Origin of the sequence: Proteus sp. fly-1008 (assembly GCF_040140305.1) — a bacterium.
In the GTDB taxonomy this organism is placed as follows: domain Bacteria; phylum Pseudomonadota; class Gammaproteobacteria; order Enterobacterales; family Enterobacteriaceae; genus Proteus; species Proteus vulgaris_B.
On sequence record NZ_JBEEWH010000012.1, the window covers coordinates 91,899 to 113,819 of the forward strand.

General features: G+C 37.6%; 19 protein-coding genes. 14 read left to right on the forward strand and 5 right to left on the reverse strand.

The annotated features are described in order from the left end of the window. Window positions 1–6 precede the first annotated feature (6 nt). The 8 genes from hinT to umoD all read left to right on the forward strand — a co-directional run bounded on the left by hinT (window position 7) and on the right by umoD (window position 6,979). Window positions 7–357, forward strand: a complete 351-nt coding sequence (gene hinT, locus ABN256_RS16650) for a purine nucleoside phosphoramidase (protein WP_098943364.1) — start codon at window positions 7–9, stop codon at window positions 355–357. 39 nt (window positions 358–396) lie between these two features. Further along, window positions 397–798 carry a YcfL family putative periplasmic lipoprotein gene (locus ABN256_RS16655; protein ID WP_072069893.1) on the forward strand — a complete coding sequence of 134 codons (402 nt, stop codon included), beginning with the start codon at window positions 397–399 and terminating at the stop codon, window positions 796–798. Between the two features lie 17 nt (window positions 799–815). Beyond that, window positions 816–1,397, forward strand: a complete 582-nt coding sequence (locus ABN256_RS16660) for a penicillin-binding protein activator LpoB (protein WP_196553254.1) — start codon at window positions 816–818, stop codon at window positions 1,395–1,397. Continuing rightward, window positions 1,375–2,274: a phosphotransferase gene (locus ABN256_RS16665; protein ID WP_349439782.1), complete on the forward strand. Its 900-nt coding sequence runs from the start codon at window positions 1,375–1,377 to the stop codon at window positions 2,272–2,274. The genes ABN256_RS16660 and ABN256_RS16665 overlap by 23 nt, the downstream gene beginning before the upstream one ends. Window positions 2,275–2,312: 38 nt before the next feature. Then, complete coding sequence (gene nagZ, locus ABN256_RS16670) at window positions 2,313–3,332, forward strand: beta-N-acetylhexosaminidase (protein ID WP_072069890.1); 1,020 nt, start codon at window positions 2,313–2,315, stop codon at window positions 3,330–3,332. Continuing rightward, entirely contained in the window at window positions 3,329–3,868 is a 540-nt protein-coding gene (ycfP, locus tag ABN256_RS16675; RefSeq protein WP_072069889.1) for an alpha/beta hydrolase YcfP, read from the forward strand. The genes nagZ and ycfP overlap by 4 nt, the downstream gene beginning before the upstream one ends. Window positions 3,869–4,317: 449 nt before the next feature. Then, window positions 4,318–5,625, forward strand: a complete 1,308-nt coding sequence (locus ABN256_RS16680) for an NAD(P)/FAD-dependent oxidoreductase (RefSeq protein ID WP_349439783.1) — start codon at window positions 4,318–4,320, stop codon at window positions 5,623–5,625. A gap of 853 nt (window positions 5,626–6,478) precedes the next feature. After that, window positions 6,479–6,979: a flagellar biogenesis regulator UmoD gene (gene umoD, locus ABN256_RS16685; protein WP_196553251.1), complete on the forward strand. Its 501-nt coding sequence runs from the start codon at window positions 6,479–6,481 to the stop codon at window positions 6,977–6,979. Between the two features lie 86 nt (window positions 6,980–7,065). Here umoD and mfd read toward each other — a convergent pair whose 3' ends face one another. Then, the gene (gene mfd / locus ABN256_RS16690; RefSeq protein ID WP_340896063.1) at window positions 7,066–10,509 is read right to left on the reverse strand and encodes a transcription-repair coupling factor; all 3,444 of its coding nucleotides are present in this window, start codon (window positions 10,507–10,509) and stop codon (window positions 7,066–7,068) included. A 193-nt stretch (window positions 10,510–10,702) separates the two neighbouring features. Here mfd and lolC point away from each other — a divergent pair, with 193 nt between their 5' ends. The 6 genes from lolC (at window position 10,703) to ABN256_RS16720 (ending at window position 16,783) form a co-directional block, all read left to right on the forward strand. Then, entirely contained in the window at window positions 10,703–11,905 is a 1,203-nt protein-coding gene (gene lolC / locus ABN256_RS16695; protein WP_349439784.1) for a lipoprotein-releasing ABC transporter permease subunit LolC, read from the forward strand. A 40-nt stretch (window positions 11,906–11,945) separates the two neighbouring features. After that, window positions 11,946–12,656: a lipoprotein-releasing ABC transporter ATP-binding protein LolD gene (lolD, locus tag ABN256_RS16700; protein WP_072069987.1), complete on the forward strand. Its 711-nt coding sequence runs from the start codon at window positions 11,946–11,948 to the stop codon at window positions 12,654–12,656. After that, window positions 12,656–13,903 (forward strand): lipoprotein-releasing ABC transporter permease subunit LolE, encoded by a 1,248-nt coding sequence (gene lolE / locus ABN256_RS16705; protein WP_349439785.1) that lies wholly within the window; start codon window positions 12,656–12,658, stop codon window positions 13,901–13,903. Before lolD ends, lolE begins: the two co-directional genes overlap by 1 nt. Window positions 13,904–13,987: 84 nt before the next feature. Then, window positions 13,988–14,845: a Sir2 family NAD+-dependent deacetylase gene (cobB, locus tag ABN256_RS16710; RefSeq protein ID WP_196553248.1), complete on the forward strand. Its 858-nt coding sequence runs from the start codon at window positions 13,988–13,990 to the stop codon at window positions 14,843–14,845. A gap of 52 nt (window positions 14,846–14,897) precedes the next feature. Continuing rightward, window positions 14,898–16,142 carry a peptidase T gene (gene pepT, locus ABN256_RS16715; RefSeq protein WP_196553247.1) on the forward strand — a complete coding sequence of 415 codons (1,245 nt, stop codon included), beginning with the start codon at window positions 14,898–14,900 and terminating at the stop codon, window positions 16,140–16,142. 332 nt (window positions 16,143–16,474) lie between these two features. Beyond that, a complete protein-coding gene (locus ABN256_RS16720) occupies window positions 16,475–16,783 on the forward strand; it encodes a hypothetical protein (RefSeq protein ID WP_196553246.1) in 309 nt (102 codons plus the stop codon). 97 nt (window positions 16,784–16,880) lie between these two features. On the opposite strand, the gene ABN256_RS16725 is transcribed toward ABN256_RS16720, so the two are convergent. The 4 genes from ABN256_RS16725 to purB form a co-directional block, all read right to left on the reverse strand. Continuing rightward, a complete protein-coding gene (locus ABN256_RS16725) occupies window positions 16,881–18,002 on the reverse strand; it encodes a ribosomal protein uL16 3-hydroxylase (RefSeq protein ID WP_072069880.1) in 1,122 nt (373 codons plus the stop codon). A gap of 183 nt (window positions 18,003–18,185) precedes the next feature. Further along, window positions 18,186–19,649 carry a two-component system sensor histidine kinase PhoQ gene (phoQ, locus tag ABN256_RS16730; protein ID WP_197269340.1) on the reverse strand — a complete coding sequence of 488 codons (1,464 nt, stop codon included), beginning with the start codon at window positions 19,647–19,649 and terminating at the stop codon, window positions 18,186–18,188. Window position 19,650: 1 nt separating this feature from the next. Continuing rightward, window positions 19,651–20,325 (reverse strand): two-component system response regulator PhoP, encoded by a 675-nt coding sequence (phoP, locus tag ABN256_RS16735; protein ID WP_072069878.1) that lies wholly within the window; start codon window positions 20,323–20,325, stop codon window positions 19,651–19,653. Between the two features lie 213 nt (window positions 20,326–20,538). Continuing rightward, window positions 20,539–21,909 carry an adenylosuccinate lyase gene (gene purB / locus ABN256_RS16740; RefSeq protein WP_197269339.1) on the reverse strand — a complete coding sequence of 457 codons (1,371 nt, stop codon included), beginning with the start codon at window positions 21,907–21,909 and terminating at the stop codon, window positions 20,539–20,541. Between the last annotated feature and the right edge of the window lie 12 nt (window positions 21,910–21,921).

Below are 21,921 nucleotides of genomic sequence, written 5' to 3' on the forward strand. Positions count from 1 at the left end.
ATGGTAATGGCAGAAGAAACAATTTTCAGTAAAATTATTCGTGGTGAAATTCCGGCTAATATTGTTTTTCAAGATGATACAGTCACTGCATTTCGTGATATTTCGCCACAAGCACCCACACATATTTTGATTATTCCTAATAAACTTATCCCTACGGTAAATGATGTTACTGTTGAAGATGAACAAGTGTTAGGACACCTATTTGTTGTTGCTGCAAAAATAGCTCAACAAGAAGGTATTGCTGAAGATGGTTATCGCCTAGTGATGAACTGTAATAAACATGGTGGACAAGAAGTTTTCCATATTCACATGCATTTATTAGGTGGAAAACCATTAGGGCCATTATTAAGTCAATGATCGATATGATGCTAAAAGCGAGATAACAGGAAGTAATACATGATAAGACAAAGTAAGGCTATTTACTCATTACTTATCGCTATGTGTATGACGACATTGCTCTCTGGGTGTTTATCATCTCATTCAGATAATAAACTCTATTTTAATCGGCAGCAGGCTATTATTATGGAGCCTTCGGTCTTAGCTGTGGGAATTGTGGCAGGACAACCGATCCTTGAACACCATACTAACGGCACAAGAGCGACAGTTATGCTATCAAATACACAATCTTACCCTGTTTCAATTCGCTATCGCTTTTACTGGTATAACGAACAAGGGCTTGAAGTATCCCCTGCTGGACATGTAAATGATGTGACTATTCTTGGTGATGGAGATACGGAAATTAGCGCTGATGTTCCAGATAAAACCATTAGTTATGTCAGAGTTTATCTTTTTACTTAGGATAAGGTAACGCGAGTATGAAAAGACTTCTATTTGTGGCGATGTCTGTGTTTTTATTAGCAGGTTGTCCGTCTATGTTGCCACAACAACCTCCTGTGCCTGTAGAGCCAGTAACGCCGACAGAGCCTGTAGAGCCTCCTAAACCGATAGAGCCACCAATTGAAGTAGTACCAACACCACCTAAAATCACCAGTATTAATTGGAATAATGTGGTAACTCCTTTAATTAGAGAGATGGCGGTTACTGACGATTTAGAAACGGGTAAATTAATTGTCATTGATAATGTCAAAAATAATTCAGGTGGAAATATCCAAGCAGTAAATGCAACCAATGCAATTATAGAATCAGTTAATAGTATTAGTTCATTACAAACAGTACCTTATGCACAAATGATGTCAGCACGAAAAGCGCTCGGCTTATCAGGAGAGGACAGTTTAGGTCTTCGTAGTGCTGCTATTGGGTTAGCGCGGAATTTAAAAGCAGATTATATTTTATTCTCAACTGTTGATGGCAAAAAAGATAACCGCGTTATTAGTATGCAATTAATGTCAGTTTCTTCTGGCGAAATTCTTTGGAATGGACGCAACAAGGTTGAGTGATCGGTATGACTCAAGTTTACTTAATGCCTTGCAAACACTTTTCCCTGCAACGGCATTAAGTAAATGGAGAATAACGGCATTAACAGGATTAGGTGGTGGGTCTTTTCGTGTGCAATGTGCTGATATTGATTGGATTGCTCGCTACTACGGAAATGAAAGAAAAGAACTTTATGTACACGGAAGAAAAGAATACGCCATTTTAAAACAACTGGCGGGTCTTGATTTATCCCCTGAAGTTGCAACACGCCATGGAGAATGGTTTTTTCTTCATTGGTTATCCGGTGAGCACCTTACCCATCAATCACTTTTTAGTGTCTATTTAAAGCCATTAGCTGAAAAAATAGCAACGTTACATCAGCAAACACCATTTGGTTTTCCTCTTAATTTAAACCATGAGTTATCCCTTTATTGGCAACAAATCGATAGAAAACGGTTATCCGCTAAATGGTTACGCTTACAACAACATTTTTTACACCAACCGCGATGCAATCTCATAAAATACGCGCCAGCTCACATGGATTTGCACGTTGAGAATATTCTTCTTAGTGATTCAGGTATAAAATTTATCGATTGGGAATATGCGGCTGATATTGATACTGCTGATTCATTAATGACGTTCTTTGCCACTAATCAATTAGATGAAATGCAACAAACGGCATTTTTAGATTATTATTGTTCGTATCATAGTCATTATACAGAGCAAAAAGAGGTTTACTCTTATTCTGTCAGAGAGTTAAGAAAGCGTATTCTTTCAAGAGAACCATTTATTTTTTATATGATGCTAATGTGGTATGAAGTTCGTTGGCAACAAACAAAAAATGGATCATTTTTAATAATGTCTGAACCTTTACGTCGTTATTTTAGTCTGACGAGTTAAAGACATTATCTTGTCACAATTACAAAGAGAGGAATGTTATGGGTCCAGTAATGCTTGATGTTGAAGGATATGAACTCGATAGTGAAGAGCGTGAAATTTTAAAGCATCCTCTTGTCGGCGGATTAATCCTTTTTACCCGCAACTTCCACGATGCTGAACAATTAAATGAATTAGTTCGTCAAATTCGTGATGCATCTCATGAACGCCTAGTGATTGCCGTTGACCAAGAAGGTGGACGGGTACAACGTTTTCGAGATGGTTTTACACGGATACCCGCGGCACAATCCTATGCAGCATTAAATGAAAGTTATCAAGCTAGCCATTTAGCACAAGAAGCTGGGTGGTTAATGGCATCAGAAATGATTGCCATGGATATTGATATCAGTTTTGCACCTGTGCTCGACTTAGGTCATAACTGTATTGCGATTGGTGAGCGTTCTTTCCATGATTCACCTGAGATTGCCATGACAATGGCAGAGAGCTTTATTAAAGGTATGCGCTCTGCGGGCATGAAATCAACAGGTAAACACTTTCCTGGCCACGGCGCGGTAAGGGCTGACTCTCATAAAGAAACACCTCGTGACGATCGCTCTTTAAATGATATTCGCCAACGTGATATGTCTATTTTCAAAGACTTTATTCAACGCCAGTTATTAGATGCGATTATGCCGGCTCATGTTATTTATTCTCAGGTTGATGATCGCCCAGCAAGTGGTTCATCCTACTGGTTGAAATCAATTCTACGAGAACAACTTGGCTTCCAAGGCGTTATTTTCTCTGATGATTTATCCATGGAAGGTGCTGCTATTATGGGTAGTTATGCAGAAAGAGCACAGCGCTCCCTTGATGCGGGTTGTGATATGCTTTTAGTGTGTAATAACCGAAAAGGGGCTGTGAGTGTGTTAGATAACCTGTCCTCAGTCAAAGCAGAACGTATTTCCACATTGTACCATCACCGTGGTCGTTACACATTGAGTGAGCTACAAACTTCTGATCGCTGGAAAAAAGCGAATCAGTTGCTGACCCAATTACAGGAGCAATGGCAGGAGCGCGCATGATTATATATTTACATGGTTTTGATTCCACAAGTCCTGGAAATCATGAGAAAGTTTTACAGCTACAGTTTATTGATCCTGACGTTCGTTTTCTAAGCTACAGTACCTTGCATCCTCGTCATGATATGCAACATTTACTGAAAGAAACGGATAAAGTGATTAAGTCCACTAAAGAGCCCGTATTAATTTGCGGTGTTGGGTTAGGGGGATATTGGGCAGAGCGTATTGGTTTCTTATGTAATATTCGTCAGGTAATGATTAATCCTAATCTTTTTCCTTATGAAAATATGACTGATAAGATCGACAGGCCTGAAGAATATTTAGATATAGCAACGAAATGCATTAAAGATTTTCGTTCTAAAAACAAAGATAATGCTTTAGTGATTTTATCTCGCAATGATGAGATCTTAGATAATCAGCGTTCTGCTGATGAATTATCACCTTATTATTCTGTGATTTGGGATGAAGTGCAGATGCATAAATTTAAGAGTCTCTCTGAGCATCTATTTAAAATTAAAGCATTTTATAGCAAAAAATAAGATTAAAATCGTTTCTAAAAAATGGGTGGTTTTCCATCCATTTTTATTTTTACCCGTCTAAGATTTTTATCTCTTTCTTACTTCCTTCAACTTTAGAACAATTGTTTTAAGATGAGATTTTCATCAGCTAATGATCAAAGCCTGTTTTATTACACTAATGTCTCTTTTTATGCTCTAACTTTTTGTATTTATTTAAAAATCCATTATGTATATCTTTCTGGTGGTTGTTTAATCATCAAATAAAGGTACGTTATCGTCGATTTCTTCAAAAAAGAGATATGAATATTCAACTATTTTTGATATAAATCAACTTTGGTATGACCATCTTTCCAATTACTTTGTTTAAGAACAAAAATAACAGCCGAAACGATTTAACTGTCGTTATATAAGTAGATTTCACCAAGGCTATTTAAATAACAACAGTAAATATCTTTATGGAGTGACGTTAAATGTCATTAACAAAAATTGTTATTGTCGGTGGTGGCGCTGGTGGCTTGGAACTTGCGACAAAATTAGGCAATAAATTAGGCCGCAACAAAAAAGCAGAAATCACCTTAGTCGATCGTAATAATAGCCATTTATGGAAACCGTTATTACATGAAGTAGCGACAGGCTCTTTAGACGATGGAGTTGATGCACTAAGTTATTTAGCTCATGGTTACAACCATCATTTTAACTTCCAATTAGGCTCACTTATGGGCCTTGATCGTGAACAAAAAAATATTACATTAGCGGCTATCTATGATGAAGGCCAAGAATTGCTCGTCCCTGAACGCACGCTTGATTATGATATTTTAGTCATGGCATTAGGCAGTAAATCGAATGATTTTGGTACTCCAGGCATTAAAGAAAACTGTATTTTCTTAGATAGCCCACAACAAGCCCATCGTTTCCATAATGAAATGCTGAATTTATTCTTGAAATATTCAGCTGATGCTAATGCACAAGCTGAAGATCGCAAAGTGAATATCGCTATTGTTGGTGGTGGTGCAACGGGAGTTGAACTTTCTGCTGAACTACACAATGCAGTGCGCCAATTAAATAGTTATGGATTAAAAAAACTAGCGCCTTCTGCATTAAATATCACTTTAGTTGAAGCGGGAGAGCGAATTCTTCCTGCATTACCAGTACGTATTTCGAGCGCAGCACATCATGAATTAACAAAATTAGGTGTGCGAGTCATGACCAAAACTATGGTCACAAGTGCAGATGAAGGTGGATTAAACACTAAAGAAGGTGAGCATATTGATGCTGACTTAATGGTGTGGGCAGCAGGTATTAAAGCACCTGATTTTATGAAAGAGATCGCAGGGCTAGAAACCAATCGTATTAATCAATTGGTTGTTAAGCCGACTTTGCAAACATCTTTAGATGAATCGATTTTTGCTATTGGTGACTGTGCATCATGTCCTCGTAAAGAAGGTGGCTTTGTTCCACCAAGAGCACAATCGGCACATCAAATGGCGAGTCGCTGTTATAGCAATATTATTGCAATGTTAAAAAATAAGCCGTTAAAAGATTATGTGTTTACTGACCACGGTTCATTAGTTTCTCTTTCTAAATTTAGTACAGTAGGAAGTTTAATGGGCAATCTGATGAAAGGTGACATGATGATCGAAGGGAGGATTGCTCGGATTGTTTACATCTCTTTATATCGAATGCATCAAATTGCATTACATGGTTATATCAAAACAGGGCTTATGATGTTGGTTGGTTCTATCAACAGAGTGATCAGACCTAAGCTAAAACTTCATTAATTTATCTTTTGCTTTGCAAGTAAGGCAAAAGTTATCTTTTTAAACCCTCATATAATATGAGGGTTTTTTATCTGTTTTTTCTTTCAAATTAAATAATTAAATGAGAATATCTAAATAATATAAATAATCTCAGCATAAATGACTAGATGATTTATCTGTTTATATCAAAAATAACCAGTAACTCTAAAGTTCAATAAGACAATAGTAAATATAATTTTATCATTAAGAATAAATGAGTAATATTAAAGCTCGGCTCTGTTTTTGGTTATTATGCTGAATTATTTAAGACTTTTCTTAAATAAAAAATGATGTTTAATTCATTAATTAATCAAATAAAGTGTTATGGTATTTCTTTAATTTGTATTAAAAATATAATAAGTAAAAAACGTTAAAGTTAAGCTTAACTTGTTATTTTCACTCAATTTTAATTGATTAAAATATTTTCATAAGTCTTGGAGATAAATTTTAAAATATGAATTTAAAATGAAATGCCACATATTTCTAAGCAACAATTGTTAACCTCGTGTTATCATAATGATGTATTATAAATAGTATAACGATTTCAATTTTTTCAGAAAAATAAATTAAGACCACTCTTAATATAATAGGTAAATCCTAAAAAAGTGGTGATATTTATTTAATTAAGTAATTAAAACAGAAATAAGTGGTGTATTTAACATGTCATAAATACGTAGTTTGCTTATTATGCTAATCAGCATGGATGTTGAATTAAGCTATCAGATAGAGAGTTCATTTATTGAATACTAAATATATTAGCCAGTTATCGTAAAACAGTGGCTTTGTATTGCATATCTGTAGCAATTAAGGATAAAACAGATAAAAAGGGGTAAAAGTGAGTGTTGATGTCAGAAAGTACACACTGATAGGACTAATCATTGCATTAGCTATTCTTTTATTTATTGCGTGGAGGTGGGTTTTCCCCCAACCTCAATTTGCTCATGTCGTTTCCGCTACACCGATTAAATCAACGGTATTTGTGACAGAAGAATACTGTCATCGAATCGGCTTACCAACACCTTTTACACCCGAAAAATTGTCACGATTTCATCCAGCAGAGCAAGAATGTCGTGTGTTTTACATGATTGAAGCACTTAATAACAGCAATATTGCAAATTTCCCTTATCCTCAATTCAAAGAGTGTATTCCTATTTATCGACAAGAACGTAGAACTGTGGGTTATGATGTGCTTTACACTATTGATGGCACGCCGGGGAAAGTGCGCACCACGTTTAAACCTGGCGAAGTTATTGCTTTAGATGCTGATGGTAGGCTAATCTTAGAACAAGAACCCTATTGTTCAATGAATGAAAAAGTCCCTTGCCGTAAAGATTAATATCAATAATATAAAAAGGCGTAATGAAGGAGATGAGCATTTCAGTTACGCCTTTTTATTAGCTTAAAGAACGGTTAGCTCTTGTGTTATTTCATCTTATGATCATCGAATGCACTTAACATATCATCAATATAAGTAAGACGCTTTTCTCGTTCAGCTAAATCAATAATAAACTTCAATTTAGATGGGCCATCTAAGCGGAAAACTGTAGGTTGTTCTTGAAGCAAGCTAATCAAATAGCCTGGATCAACCTTATTTTTTTCGCCAAACTCAATGAATCCACCTTTGTCATGGGCTTCAATACGAGTAATACCGAGGCTCATGGCATTTAAACGAATGGCCGCATTACGCAGTAAATAACGACCAGCATCAGGTAATTTACCAAATCTATCAATTAACTCTGCTCTTAAATCATTAAGCTCATTTAAATCAATCGCACTTGCAATTCGTTTATAGAATGAGAGTCTGACATTTACATCTGGAATGTAATCATCAGGCAATAAGACAGGCATTCTTAATTCAATTTCTGTTTGTTGATTAGTGAGATCTTCAAGTGATGGCTCTCTGCCATCTTTAAGGGCTTCTACTGCGCTTTCTAATAACTCCATATAAAGTGAGAAGCCTACGGTATTCATTTGACCGCTTTGTTCTTCACCAAGTAATTCACCCGCACCTCGAATTTCCAAATCATGTGTTGCCAATGCGAAACCGGCGCCCAGATCTTCTAGTGAAGCAATCGCCTCTAAACGTTTATGTGCATCTTTTGTCATGGCTTTAGGATGTGGCGTTAACAAATAAGCATAAGCTTGATGATGAGAACGACCTACACGACCACGTAACTGATGTAATTGCGCTAAACCAAAGTGATCGGCACGTTCAATAATAATGGTATTCGCGCTTGGTATATCAATACCCGTTTCGATGATGGTGGTGCAAAGTAACACATTAAAACGTTGATGGTGGAAATCATTCATCACACGTTCAAGTTCACGTTCACGCATTTGCCCATGACCAATTCCAATACGTGCCTCAGGTACAAGTGTAGCCAGTCTCTCACGCGCCTTTTCAATATTTTCAACATCGTTATACAAATAATAGACTTGCCCACCACGCAATGTTTCACGCAAGATGGCTTCACGCACCACTAAATCATCATATTCCCGCACAAATGTTTTTACGGATAAACGGCGTGCAGGTGGCGTTGCGATAATAGAAAGATCACGCATACCACTCATGGCCATATTTAACGTACGAGGAATAGGCGTTGCTGTCAGTGTTAAAATATCTACATTAGCACGCATGGCTTTAATGCGTTCTTTGTGGCGAACGCCAAAGCGATGCTCCTCATCAACAATGAGGAGTCCTAAATCTTTCCAGTGAATGCTAGGTTGCAGTAATTTGTGTGTCCCAATGACAATATCAACAGTACCTTCAGCCAGTTTTTCTGTAATTTGTTGCTGTTCTTTTGCACTGCGAAAACGGGAGATCATCTCAATATTAACGGGCCAATTGGCAAAACGATCGCGGAAATTATCAAAATGCTGCTGGGCCAATAGGGTGGTTGGGACTAAAATCGCAACTTGTTTATTATTGTTAACCGCGAGGAATGCCGCGCGCATTGCCACTTCTGTTTTACCAAAACCAACATCACCACAGACTAATCTGTCCATTGAAATGGCTTGGCACATATCACTTAATACGGCATTGATTGCTGTTTCTTGATCGGGAGTGGTTTCAAAAGGAAAGCTTTGTCGGAATGCGTGATACTGCTCTTTATCCATTTTAAAGGCAAATCCCGTTTTTATTTCTCGCTGGGCATAAACATCTAACAGCTCTGCTGCAACATCACGGACTTTTTCAGCTGCTTTTTGACGAGCTCTTACCCATGCATCGCCCCCCAATTTATGTAAAGGGGCATTTTCATCAGCACCACCGGAATAACGACTGATTAAATGCAATGATGAAACAGGGACATAAAGCTTGTCATTACCTGCGTAGCTTAACATCAAGTATTCAGCTTTAACGCCTCCCGCTTCTAAGGTTGTCATGCCTTGATAGCGTCCAACACCATGCTGAAGATGAACAACAGGTTGACCTATGCTTAATTCGGCAAGGTTACGAATTAAAGTATCGGTATTAATTGCTCGGCGATTGTCTTGACGACGGCGATTAATTCGTTCGCCTAACATATCGCTTTCACAGATCATGGCTAATTGACGATGATTATCAATAAAACCGTGTTCAGCTGCACCAATAATAAAATAGGCTCCTTTTTCTTGGGCATCTGATAACTCAATGATCTGTTTAGGTGCAATTTTTATCCGTGATAACAGTTCTTGTACTGTTTCACGTCGGCCTTCGCTCTCAACAGAGAAAATCACACTACCTGAAAATTGTTCTTGGAATCGACGTAGATTGTCTAAAGGGGATTTGCTTTGTGCGTTGATCGATAAATCAGGAAGTGGTTGATAACCTAAATTAGTTTGTCCAGCTTTTTCTGGCAATGTTTCTGTTTTAAGTTGAATTCGTGGCCACTGTTTAAGTTCTTTATTAAATTTATCAACACTAAGCCAAATATCATCAGGAGGAAGCAAGGGTCGCATTGGGTCAACACGACGGCTTTCAAAACGCTGGTTGATGTCTTGCCAGAATTTATCTGCAAAATCTTGTAGATCTTGCGTCACTATCAGCGTGTTTTTAGGAAAATAAGCAAATAAGTTAGATAACGGTTGTTCAAAAAACAGCGATTGCCAATATTCAATCCCAGTAGGCAATATGTGTTTGCTGACTTGCTGATAAATATGTTCAGGATCGCGTCTTACATCAAAGCGCTCACGCCACTGACTACGAAAAAGCTCAATTGCATTGGCATCAGTAGGAAATTCATGTGCGGGCAATAAATTTATTTGCTCCACTTCTATTAATGTTCTTTGGGTATCAACATCAAAAGTACGCAGGCTATCAATTTCATCGTCGAAAAAATCAATACGATAAGGAAATTCACTTCCCATAGGAAATAAGTCAAGCAATGCACCGCGTGTTGCATATTCACCGTGTTCTAATACTTGCTCTACATGGCGATATCCCGCTTCATCGAGTGTTTTACGTAAATTATCACGAGAAAGTATCTCTCCTTTTTGCATTACCAACGCATGACTTGCGAGATAATCCGTAGGGCAAACTTTCTGCATTAACGTATTGACGGGTAAGATTAAAATTCCCTTGAGAAGTGATGGAATACGGTATAGCGTAGAAAGGCGGTTTGAGATAATTTCTTGGTGAGGTGAAAAACTGTCATAAGGCAGCGTTTCCCAATCCGATAATGTCTCTACTGGATAATCACAAAACTGACGGATTTCATCTTGTAAACGTAATGCATTTTGCATGTCACGAGTAACAAGGACGACTAATCCAGAATGACGTTTGATGATCTCTGCACATTCTAGAGCACAAGCGGCACCAGTCAGTTGACCTAGCTGGCGAGTATCCCCTTGTTTTATAGGAAGTTGATAACGATATTCTGAGGACATAAGCGTGTAATGTGAACTCTTTGTTGTAGTTAACTCCCAACACATCTTCAGCGTACTCGCTAAAGCTTAAACTGGCGGGCAGGTTAAGATAAAAGAAAAACCACAGTTTGGGAATAGAGTGGTTCCATTCAGTAAGACTACCCTTTATTATCCCTGAACACTTCGCATTAGCAACAGGAACAGCACAGATTTCATGTACAATTCTGTCTCATTTTATATAGGGCTCCGTTATATGCGGGGTCGCGCGGTCGATAAGTTCGGTCGCTTCGTCTCATGGCTATCCGCTTTAGGGATCATGTTAGGTGTAGCAGCGCTTATCACAGTGACTTCTGTCATGAATGGTTTTGAGCGTTCATTGCAAGAAAGCATTCTTGCTTATCTTCCACAAGCCATAGTGACATCACCTAACGGGCAATTACCCCGACAATCAAATATAGCCGAAAATCTACTGACGCGAGAAGGTATCATAAACGTTGTCCCTTTAGTAGAAGGTGATGTTGTTTTGCAGAGTAAAGATAATATCAGCGTTGGTGTCATGTTAGGGATTGAAAAAGCACAAGATGAACCTTTAACAAAACATATTCGTTATGGTGATTTCTCTATGCTTAAATCGGGTGAATATGGCGTGATCTTAGGAAGTGGCTTAGCTAAACAACTAAAAGCAAAAGAAGGGGATAAAATCCGTCTGATTGTGCCAAGTGTTAGTCAACTCACTCCAATGGGAAGATTACCCAGTCAACGATTATTTACTGTTAAAGGTATTTTCCAAAGTGGTGGGGATGCTGACGCCTCTCAAATTCTAGTCAATCAACAAGATGCGGCGCGTTTAATGCGTTATCAGCCTGGTAATATTACAGGGTGGCGTCTTTTCTTTTCTGATCCTCTCAATATTGAAAAATACAGTGCTAAGCCTTTAGCTACAAACTTAAGTTGGAAAGATTGGCGCGAACGTAAAGGTGAATTTTTCCAGGCAGTTAAAATGGAAAAAAATATGATGGGATTATTATTAAGCTTAATTATTGCTGTGGCTGCTTTTAATATTATTACCTCACTTTCTTTATTAGTGATGGAAAAACAAGGAGAAGTAGCTATTTTGCAAACTATGGGCTTAAAACGTTCCCAGATTATGTCCATTTTTATGTTGCAAGGTGCTGGTGCCGGTATGTTAGGTGCAGTTGCTGGTGGTCTTTTGGGGGCATTACTCTCTAGCCAGTTAAATACTATTATGCCAGCGGTAGGGCTTATTCCACAAGGTGTTGAATTACCTGCAACGCTTGAATGGGGAAGAGTATTTATGATTGGCTTTGCAGCCGTTGTGATTTCCCTTTTATCTACTTTATACCCGTCTTGGCGGGCCGCGACTATTCAGCCAGCAGAGGCGCTACGTTATGAGTAATTCTTCTATTAATAAACAGCCAATGGCATCAGAAAAAAACATGCAAATTGACAAAAATTGTTTATTGGATTGTCACGCCCTGTGTAAACAATACCAAGACGGTACAATTTCAACCCAAGTGCTGAAATCGGTTTCATTTAAAATGGAAAAAGGTGATTTTTTAGCGATTGTGGGTAGTTCTGGTTCAGGCAAAAGTACCTTATTGCATTTATTAGGTGGCTTAGATTCACCGACATCTGGCGAAGTCTTCTTTGAAGGGCAATCACTTAATACATTATCTTCTTCAGAAAAAGCCGACCTGCGTAATACACAACTGGGTTTTATTTATCAATTCCATCACTTATTACCGGATTTTACTGCACTTGAAAATGTGGCAATGCCATTAATGATTGGTGGGGTTAGTGTTGCAAAGGCGAAAGAGAAAGCAATGTCTTTACTTGAAGCGGTTGGCTTAAAAGAGCGTGCTCATCATCGTCCTTCAGAGCTTTCAGGTGGCGAAAGACAACGTGTTGCGATTGCGAGAGCATTGGTTAACGATCCTGCATTAGTACTTGCGGATGAACCAACAGGTAATCTTGATCAGAAAAACGCCGAAGGTATTTTCGAGTTATTGATTAAATTAAATAAAGAGAAGCAAACTGCTTTTCTGGTGGTGACGCATGATTTATCACTGGCGGCTCGTTTTCAGCGTCAACTTGAAATGAAAGATGGTCAATTACAGCCACAAAATATGATTTCAGGAGTGAAATAATGGCGCAATTGCCACTTGCATTAGTGACCGCATTACGTTTTTCAAGAGGGCGAAAACGTGCGGGAATGGTTTCGTTAATCTCGGTTATTTCAACACTGGGCATTATGCTTGGCGTGGCTGTTTTAATTATTGGCTTAAGTGCCATGAATGGCTTTGAGCGCGAATTAAAAAACCGTATTTTATCGGTAGTGCCTCATGGGCAAATCTATTCAGTAGAACAGCCATTTGTACAATGGCAATCGGCATTACCTCGAATTGAAAAAACATCAGGAGTTGTCGCGGCCGCGCCGTATATCTTATTAACGGGATTGTTAGAGAAAGGAACTGAATTAAAAGCAGTGCAAGTTATGGGAGTATCTCCTGAAAAACAAGGAGATATCAGCTTATTACCTCGCTATGTACAAAATAATGCATGGCAAGATTTTCGTGCGGGTAAGCAACAAATTATTGTTGGGCAAGGTGTTGCAGACGCATTAAAAATTAAACAGGGTGATTGGCTAACAGTATTAATCCCGAATAATGATGATCCAACTAAGTTATTACAGCCTAAACGTATTCGCTTACAAGTTAGTGGCATATTTAAATTGAGTGGAATGCTCGATCACCAATTAGCATTAATTCCTCTAGCAGATGCTCAACAATATATGGATTACGGCCAAGGTATTACAGGAATTGAAGTGAAAACGGTTGATCCGTTTTTGGCTAATGAAATTATTCATAATGTGGGTTTAAATAGTGAAGAGTATGTTTATGCTAAAAGTTGGATAAGTGACTATGGCTATATGTATAGCGATATTCAAATGATCCGTAGCATTATGTATTTATCCATGATCTTAGTGATTGGTGTGGCTTGTTTTAATATTGTATCGACGCTGATTATGGCGGTAAGAGATAAAAGCAGTGACATTGCTATTTTACGTACGCTCGGCGCACGTGATAGTCATATCCGTAATATCTTTTTATGGTACGGCTTATTATCAGGCATGATTGGCTGTATTGCAGGCGTCATTTTTGGTGTATTAGTGGCTTATAATTTGACACCTTTAGTTTCTGTTGTTGAATCATTAACAGGGCATAGTGTACTTTCTGGTGATGTTTATTTTGTCGATTTCCTCCCTTCAGAAGTACATTTGATTGATGTTTTTTCTGTATTTATCACCACTGTGATCTTAAGCCTGATAGCAAGTTGGTATCCTGCTCGTCGAGCCACTAAACTAGATCCTGCAAGAATTTTAAGTGGACAATAAGTTTATTGACATACAAAGAAGAAAAAACACTTAAAATAGTAACGCTAGAAACGCAATATTTAAATTTGAAAACCAAGGATTGTAATGATGAAACTTAAACTTCGTCATCGTCGGCTTAGGAAGTTTCGTAAGATCAAAAGTTTACGACGACAACATTCACGTTGTCGTTATTTTCATCTCACCCATAAAACGGAACATGAAATGAGTTTACCCAAAGTTGTCGTATTAACAGGGGCTGGCATTTCTGCTGAATCAGGAATTAAAACATTTCGTTCAGAAGATGGATTGTGGGAAGAACATCGCGTTGAAGATGTTGCTACACCTGAAGGCTATCAACGCAACCCACAATTGGTCCAGCAGTTTTATAATGAACGTCGTCGCCAATTACAACAACCTACAATTCAGCCAAATGAAGCGCATTATGCATTAGCAAAACTTGAGCAATGCTTAGGTAAAGATAACTTCCTTCTTGTAACGCAAAATATTGATAATTTACATGAGAAAGCAGGTAGTCAGCATATTTTACATATGCATGGTGAATTATTAAAAGTACGTTGCCCACAATCCCGCCAAGTTTTTGAATGGAAAGGTGATTTAGAAACAACAGATCACTGCCATTGTTGCCAATTTCCATCACCACTACGTCCACATATTGTCTGGTTTGGTGAAATGCCTATTGGCATGGATGATATTTATCGAGCTTTGGCTGAGGCTGATATTTTTATCTCTATTGGCACTTCTGGTAATGTCTATCCTGCTGCGGGTTTTGTACATGAAGCTAGGCTAGCTGGCGCTCATACTGTTGAGCTAAATCTTGAGCCAAGTTTAGTTGAAAGCCAGTTTGAAGAAAAACATTATGGGCCAGCAAGTCAGGTTGTTGATGAATATGTTCATAAATTGTTTGAATTAATTAATGATCCTAAAGCTGATTTGACGCAATAATTATTTTATAGAGTTCCCTATTATTGTTATTAGAGAGATCTTAGGGGGCAAAATGGATAAATTATTAGAACGTTTTTTTGAATATATTAATTTTGATACACAATCAAAACCATCTTCAAAAATGTCACCAAGCAGTGATGGTCAGCTAAAACTAGCTAAGGCATTGGCACAAGAATTAAAAAAACTGGGTTTTGCTGATGTAACACTCAGTGACAAAGGATGTGTAATGGCAAGTTTGCCATCCAATGTCTCTTGGCCAGTGCCTGTGATTGGTTTTATTTCGCATCTTGACACAGCGCCTGATTTTTCTGGTAAGCATGTAAAACCACAAGTGCTTGAAGATTATCGTGGCGGAGATATTGCATTGGGTATTGGTGATGAAGTGTTATCACCTGTTATGTTTCCAATCTTACATTCCATGATTGGTAAAACATTAATCACCACAGACGGTAAAACCTTATTAGGCGCTGATGATAAAGCGGGTATTGCTGAAATCATTACCGCTATGGTGCGTTTAAAAGAAACGAACCGACCTCATGGTGATATCCGTATTGCGTTCACACCTGACGAAGAAATTGGCCGTGGCGCGCATTATGTCGATTTAAATGCATTTGGTGCAAGCTGGGCTTATACCGTTGATGGTGGTGGTGTTGGCGAATTGGAATATGAAAACTTCAACGCCGCATCAGTGAATATCAAAATTGTTGGTAACAATGTTCACCCTGGGAGTGCAAAAGGGGTGATGGTAAATGCATTAGGATTAGCAACGCGCATTCATCAAGAATTACCGACTGATGAGACGCCTGAAAATACAGAGGGTTATGATGGTTTTTATCACCTTCAAAGTATTAAAGGAACGGTAGAAAGAGCGGAAATGCACTATATTATCCGTGATTTTAATCGTAACGTATTTGAAAAACGCAAACAGAATATGATTGCGATTGCAGAAAAAGTTGGTAAAGGTTTACACCCAGATTGCTATATTGAGCTGACTATTGATGATAGTTATTACAATATGCATGATAAAGTTGTTCAATTCCCACACATTATTGATATTGCAAAACAAGCGATGATTGATTGTGATATTGAGCCTAACATCAAGCCTATCCGTGGTGGCACAGATGGTGCTCAGCTTTCTTATCGTGGATTACCTTGCCCAAATATTTTTACGGGCGGGTATAATTTCCATGGTAAGCATGAATTTATCTCTTTAGAAGGAATGGAAGCTGCGGTGAGTGTGATCATGCGTATTGCTGAAATTACGGCTGAAAGAGAAAAGGCTAAAGTGATTAATTAATCGCTTGTATAGCTCAGAAAATAAAATAATAGCCGATATGTCGGCTATTATTTTTTTAGCTACCTTGTTAGTTTTGATTATTTATTTACATTCTTAATTTAATTCTATCTTAAGGGTAATTAATAAAATAGGAGTGGTTGCTGAAGATTAATCTAAAATAAATTGAATAGAGGTTACTTAATCTAAAATAAAACTACTTTATAATAATGATAGTGCTAATTATGAGTTTTTCAAACTTAAAATATACGCTATTTTATCGTAATAGATTGATAAATTAGAATGTTCATATTTCATTTATAATTATTATAAAACGATACTATAAGGGTAGTAGAATGGATTCGATTTCAGAAAAATTAGTTGACCCCATAATTGAAAAACAAGTTAAATCAAATAAACAAAAAGAAAATTATATTAATAATGAAAGTGAATATTTAATCAGAAAGTCTGAAAAGCATTCATTTATTATTATTTTTAGTTATTTCGCTATCACTTTTATAATTTTATTTTCTTTATTTATTACAAATAGTAAGCACACTTTATTACTCTTTTTCTTACAAAGTGTTTTTTTTGTCTCAATTCCTTTTTTCTTTCATAATACAAGAGTGCTTTTAAAAGGATCTATAAATTATTTAATTCGCTGAGTTTTAAAATCAGAGATATTTTAAGATATTGAATAATAAAAAAGCCCAGCCATTAACATGGCTGGGCTTTATAACTTATCACTATAATTAGTGATAATTAATCTTCAAAATACCAATAACCTTGATTCACTAACTGTGTTAATAAACGTACAAATTTTGGATCAGCTAATGCATCACCCAAGTGTTGTTTATTAATATAATCATATTGGCAAAGCGCATCTACCGCTTCTATATGATCAGTATCCATCAATTGACCATTTACAAAACAGTTATCGCCAACTCGTAACGCACGAATACCATTTAAACGATGGAGTTGCTCACCTTGTTGCAGTAAATCGTGAATTTCTGCATTTTCATATAAAGGTTCTGGAACTGCGAGATCAAGTTCATGGCGAGATTGAGAAATAAATTCACCAAACCAATGACGGAATACTTCTGGTTGAGCAAGTAAATCTTCCATCATGTCATGAAGTTTATTTAATTCTTGATGTTGCACTAATGCTGGGTTTTCACGCGGTGTTAGGTCTGGATCACTATAACGATAGCTGCCTAAATCATTTGCTAACACATAGTCAGCGAAACCACTGAAAAGTTCACGAGCATTAGGCGCTCTGAAACCTACAGAGTAGTTTAGCGACTCTTCAATCGCATAGCCTTCATGTGGGAATCCAGGTGGGATATAAAGAATATCACCCGGTTCTAATTCTTCATCAATAATTGCTTCAAAAGGGTCAACTTGAAGTAAATCAGGGTGAGGGCAGTGTTGTTTCATCGGGATTTTTTCACCCACACGCCAGCGACGACGACCTTGTCCTTGAATAATAAAGACATCATATTGATCGAGGTGCGGGCCTACACCACCACCGGGAACAGAATAAGAGATCATTAAATCATCAATGCGCCAATCAGGTAATACACGAAATGGCTTCATTAATGCCGCACTAGGAAAATGCCAGTGATCGACGGCTTGTACAAGTAAAGACCAATCTTTATCACCAAGTCCTTCGAAGTGCTCAAAAGGCCCATGTTTGACTCCCCATTGTCCGTCTTGACAGCTAACAAGACGGCTATCCACTTCATCTTCCATTGCAAGACCAGCAAGTTCGTCAGGAGATAAAGGATCAACAAAACGTGAGAAGCCGTTTTTAATTAATAAAGGGCGTTTTTGCCAATGGCTTTCGAGAAATGATTGCCAATCTAAATTAAGTTTATAGTCCATTGTGTATATCCTGAATTCGGGAAGCCTGAAGCCATAGTATAATGAATTCTAACTTCCTGCTAAACATTACTTTGAGCAATGTGAGTAATAGCGAGTAACACTGTAATAACTGAGCAGATATCATACATAATGCAATATACGGAGTGGGGAGTTTGATAAAAAAGCATTTTTTATCATGAATGGTTATTCACGCTCAGTGGTAAGTTGCTGTTCAGCAAAGATTACAGTGATACGAGCGCCACCTAAAGGGCTATCGGTAATAGTAATTTCGCCACTGTATTGTTCAATAATATCTACCGCGATAGATAATCCTAAACCTTGCCCCGGTCGTAGCGTGTCTGCTCTTGTTCCTCGCTGGAAAATAATCTCTCTTTTTTCAGAGCTAACACCAGGGCCATCATCATCAACAATCATTATTACGCTGTTTTCATTATTACTTACATTGATTTCAACAAACTCTAAGCAGTATTTACAAGCGTTATCCAGAATATTGCCCATCACTTCCATAAAATCATTTTTCTCACCTAACCACATGATTTCAGGTGAAACATTGAGTGTTAAATCAACGCCTTTTGACTGATAAACTTTACTTAATGCACTACAAAGATTATCTAACAACCCTGATAGTGAATGGAGTTTTCGCGTGGTAATGTCGTGATCACCATGAATAGATGCTCGATGCAAATAATAACCGACTTGTTGTGAAATTCGTTCTATTTGATCAAGCATGATAGGTTCAGCTTGCTCTATCGTCATTTGCTTACCTGATCGTAAAGAGCGTAATGTTGATTGTAATACGGCGAGTGGCGTTTTTAAGCTGTGGGTAAGATCAGATAAACTTGTGCGATATTTACTATAACGGCTTCGTTCATTACGCAATAACACATTTAAATTTCTAACTAAGCCTTTTAACTCGGTTGGTGGGTTTTCATCCAAATCATTACGTGTACCTTTTTCTAATGCACTGATTTGTTCTATCACTTGTTTTATAGGCCGTAAACTCCAGTGTGCAGCTAACCAAATTAAAGGCACAACTAAAAATAAATTAGCGAGAATAATATATAAAAACCAGTCCCAAACTTGACTGACTTTTTGCATGCGCTGAGGGATAGGATCAATAACCGCGATTGCCATATAAGGCATATTATCAGCCGCAGGATAATGATTAATTACCACGGAGTGAGTTAAAAATTCGTTACTTGAATATTCTTCGAGTCGTTTGAGATAAACACGGTATTGAGGCAACTGTTGTAGCATTAAACGAGTTGTTTTGACATCAACCGAAATTTCAAATAACCCTTCTTCATGGCGCCATTTATGCTTAATGCTATTAGGAATGGCTTTAGGTAAATCAGAAGGTGTCCATAAGACATTACCTTTATCATCAAAAACGACCACCAGCGATGTATTGTTATTATTCAAATTTGTTGGAAATTCAATATTCAGCTTGCCTTTATTCCACTGGGCTAAACTGTAATAAAGATTACTTTGACTACGCATCAGCATAAAAGTGGTTTTATCTACACTGACAATAGAACCGACTATAGCAACCAACCCATAAGAGAGTGTAAGAGCTAAAATAATAGCACTCGTTGCAAGTAAAAATCGTGTTCGTAATGAGAGTGGAGAGCGCTGTTTTTTTTGCATATTAAGGTTTCATATCAAAACGGTAGCCTTGTCCACGGACTGTCACGACAACATCATCAGGGTATTTTTCTAAGATTTTTTTACGTAATCGCCCCATTAGTACATCAATAGTGTGGCTTTCTTTTAATTCAGCATCTGGATACAACTGACGCATTAATGCATCTTTGCTAACAACTTTGTTTTGATTACGCATTAATGTTTCTAAAATGGTATATTCAAACGCTGTTAATTTGATTTGCTCGCCTGAAATCATGAACTCTTTACGTGACAAATCCAACTCAAAAGGCTCAATAGAGAGTATTTGTGATGCAATTCCCATGTTTCTTCGCATTAATGCCTGAATACGTGCAACAATTTCCTCAAAATGAAAAGGTTTTGTCACATAATCATCAGCGCCCGCATTTAATGCGGAGACTTTTTCTTGCCAACTTTCACGCGCAGTTAACACCATAATAGGTAACGTAATATTGTTTTCTCGCCATCTTCGAATAAGGCTAATGCCATCTTCATCAGGTAATCCTAAATCTACAATAGCAACATCGGGTGTACCTTCGGTTATAAAACTATCTGCTTCTTTGGCATCTTCTGCCGCATCAACTTGATGGCCTGCATCACGAAACTGCACGGATAAGTGATGACGAAGTAAAATATTATCTTCAATAATTAAGATCCGCATTATTCCACCTTGAGTACAATCGGTAAAAATACACCGTTGTAAAATAAATATAGGACATGATAGTCAGTCTATTAGATAAAAATATAAGGTTATCATAGACAATCTATTGATTAAAAAATACTGTAGCCAGCGACGTGTTTAGGTTATAGATAGTTTTCTTCGTTTTTTTGTTATAAAAAAAGGCAGAAATTATCTGCCTTTTCGTGTGAAAAATTAGTTTAACTTATCAACAAACTGAGTTGCAAAACCAACATAGCTTTCAGGTGTCATCGCTTTTAAACGAGTTTTTTCATGCTCAGGCAATTCTAAACCGTCGATGAAAATAACCATATCTTGCTCAGTAATACGCTTACCACGAGTTAATTCTTTTAGTTTTTCATACGGTTTTTCAATGCCATAACGACGCATTACAGTTTGAATAGGCTCTGCTAACACTTCCCAATTACAATCTAACTCTTCGCGAAGATGTTTTTCATTTACTTCAAGCTTATTAAGGCCTTTCATGGTTGATTGGTAAGCAATTAACGCATAACCAATACCCACACCTAAATTGCGCAGAACGGTTGAATCAGTTAAATCACGTTGCCAACGAGAAAGCGGCAATTTACTAGAAAGGTGCCCCATAACGGCATTAGCTAACCCTAAGTTGCCTTCCGAGTTTTCAAAATCAATAGGGTTTACTTTATGTGGCATGGTCGATGAACCAATTTCGCCCGCAATAGTTTTTTGTTTGAAGTGATTCAGTGCGACATAACCCCAAATATCACGATCGAAATCGATCAAAATGGTATTGAAACGACTAATACAATCAAAAAGTTCAGCAATATAATCATGCGGCTCAATTTGTGTTGTGTATGGGTTCCATGTAATACCTAATGAAGTCACAAATTCTTCACTAAATTGGTGCCAGTTTACTTCAGGATAAGCGGCCAAGTGGGCGTTATAGTTACCGACGGCACCATTAATTTTACCTAAAATCTCAACTTGCGTAAGTTGACGATATTGACGTTCCATGCGGTAAGCTACGTTAGCAAACTCTTTACCCATTGTAGACGGGGTAGCAGGTTGACCATGAGTGCGAGAAAGAAGAGGTAAGTCGCGGTATTCTTGCGCCATTTTACTAATTGTATCAATAAGTTCACGCCATGCAGGTAGCAGGATCTCTTGGCGGGCTGTTTCTAGCATAATGGCATGAGACAGATTATTAATATCTTCAGAAGTACAAGCAAAGTGAATAAACTCAGAAACTTGATGTAAAGCAGGGATAGTCGCCACTTTTTCTTTTAAGAAATATTCTACGGCTTTCACATCGTGGTTAGTGGTGCGTTCGATAGATTTGATGCGTGTTGCATCTTCTTCATTAAAATTAGCAACAATTGCATCAAGGTAATCGTTTGCGTTTTTTTCAAAGGCGGGAACTTCTTTAATGTCGGTGCAAGATGCCAGCTTTTGTAGCCAGCGAACTTCTACCTGTACACGGAATTTCAGAAGACCGAATTCACTAAAAATAGAACGTAACGACGAAGTTTTACTACCGTAACGACCGTCAATCGGTGAAATCGCTGTCAGCGAAGATAATTCCATTGTTGGCAACTC

Coding starts and splice junctions, on each gene's coding strand:
- hinT (WP_098943364.1), top strand. CDS start 7: ATGGCAGAAGAAACAATTTTCAGTAAAATTATTCGTGGTGAAATTCCG.
- ABN256_RS16655 (WP_072069893.1), top strand. CDS start 397: ATGATAAGACAAAGTAAGGCTATTTACTCATTACTTATCGCTATGTGT.
- ABN256_RS16660 (WP_196553254.1), top strand. CDS start 816: ATGAAAAGACTTCTATTTGTGGCGATGTCTGTGTTTTTATTAGCAGGT.
- ABN256_RS16665 (WP_349439782.1), top strand. CDS start 1,375: ATGGACGCAACAAGGTTGAGTGATCGGTATGACTCAAGTTTACTTAAT.
- nagZ (WP_072069890.1), top strand. CDS start 2,313: ATGGGTCCAGTAATGCTTGATGTTGAAGGATATGAACTCGATAGTGAA.
- ycfP (WP_072069889.1), top strand. CDS start 3,329: ATGATTATATATTTACATGGTTTTGATTCCACAAGTCCTGGAAATCAT.
- ABN256_RS16680 (WP_349439783.1), top strand. CDS start 4,318: ATGTCATTAACAAAAATTGTTATTGTCGGTGGTGGCGCTGGTGGCTTG.
- mfd (WP_340896063.1), bottom strand. CDS start 10,509: ATGTCCTCAGAATATCGTTATCAACTTCCTATAAAACAAGGGGATACT.
- lolC (WP_349439784.1), top strand. CDS start 10,703: ATGTACAATTCTGTCTCATTTTATATAGGGCTCCGTTATATGCGGGGT.
- lolD (WP_072069987.1), top strand. CDS start 11,946: ATGCAAATTGACAAAAATTGTTTATTGGATTGTCACGCCCTGTGTAAA.
- lolE (WP_349439785.1), top strand. CDS start 12,656: ATGGCGCAATTGCCACTTGCATTAGTGACCGCATTACGTTTTTCAAGA.
- cobB (WP_196553248.1), top strand. CDS start 13,988: ATGATGAAACTTAAACTTCGTCATCGTCGGCTTAGGAAGTTTCGTAAG.
- pepT (WP_196553247.1), top strand. CDS start 14,898: ATGGATAAATTATTAGAACGTTTTTTTGAATATATTAATTTTGATACA.
- ABN256_RS16720 (WP_196553246.1), top strand. CDS start 16,475: ATGGATTCGATTTCAGAAAAATTAGTTGACCCCATAATTGAAAAACAA.
- ABN256_RS16725 (WP_072069880.1), bottom strand. CDS start 18,002: ATGGACTATAAACTTAATTTAGATTGGCAATCATTTCTCGAAAGCCAT.
- phoQ (WP_197269340.1), bottom strand. CDS start 19,649: ATGCAAAAAAAACAGCGCTCTCCACTCTCATTACGAACACGATTTTTA.
- phoP (WP_072069878.1), bottom strand. CDS start 20,325: ATGCGGATCTTAATTATTGAAGATAATATTTTACTTCGTCATCACTTA.
- purB (WP_197269339.1), bottom strand. CDS start 21,909: ATGGAATTATCTTCGCTGACAGCGATTTCACCGATTGACGGTCGTTAC.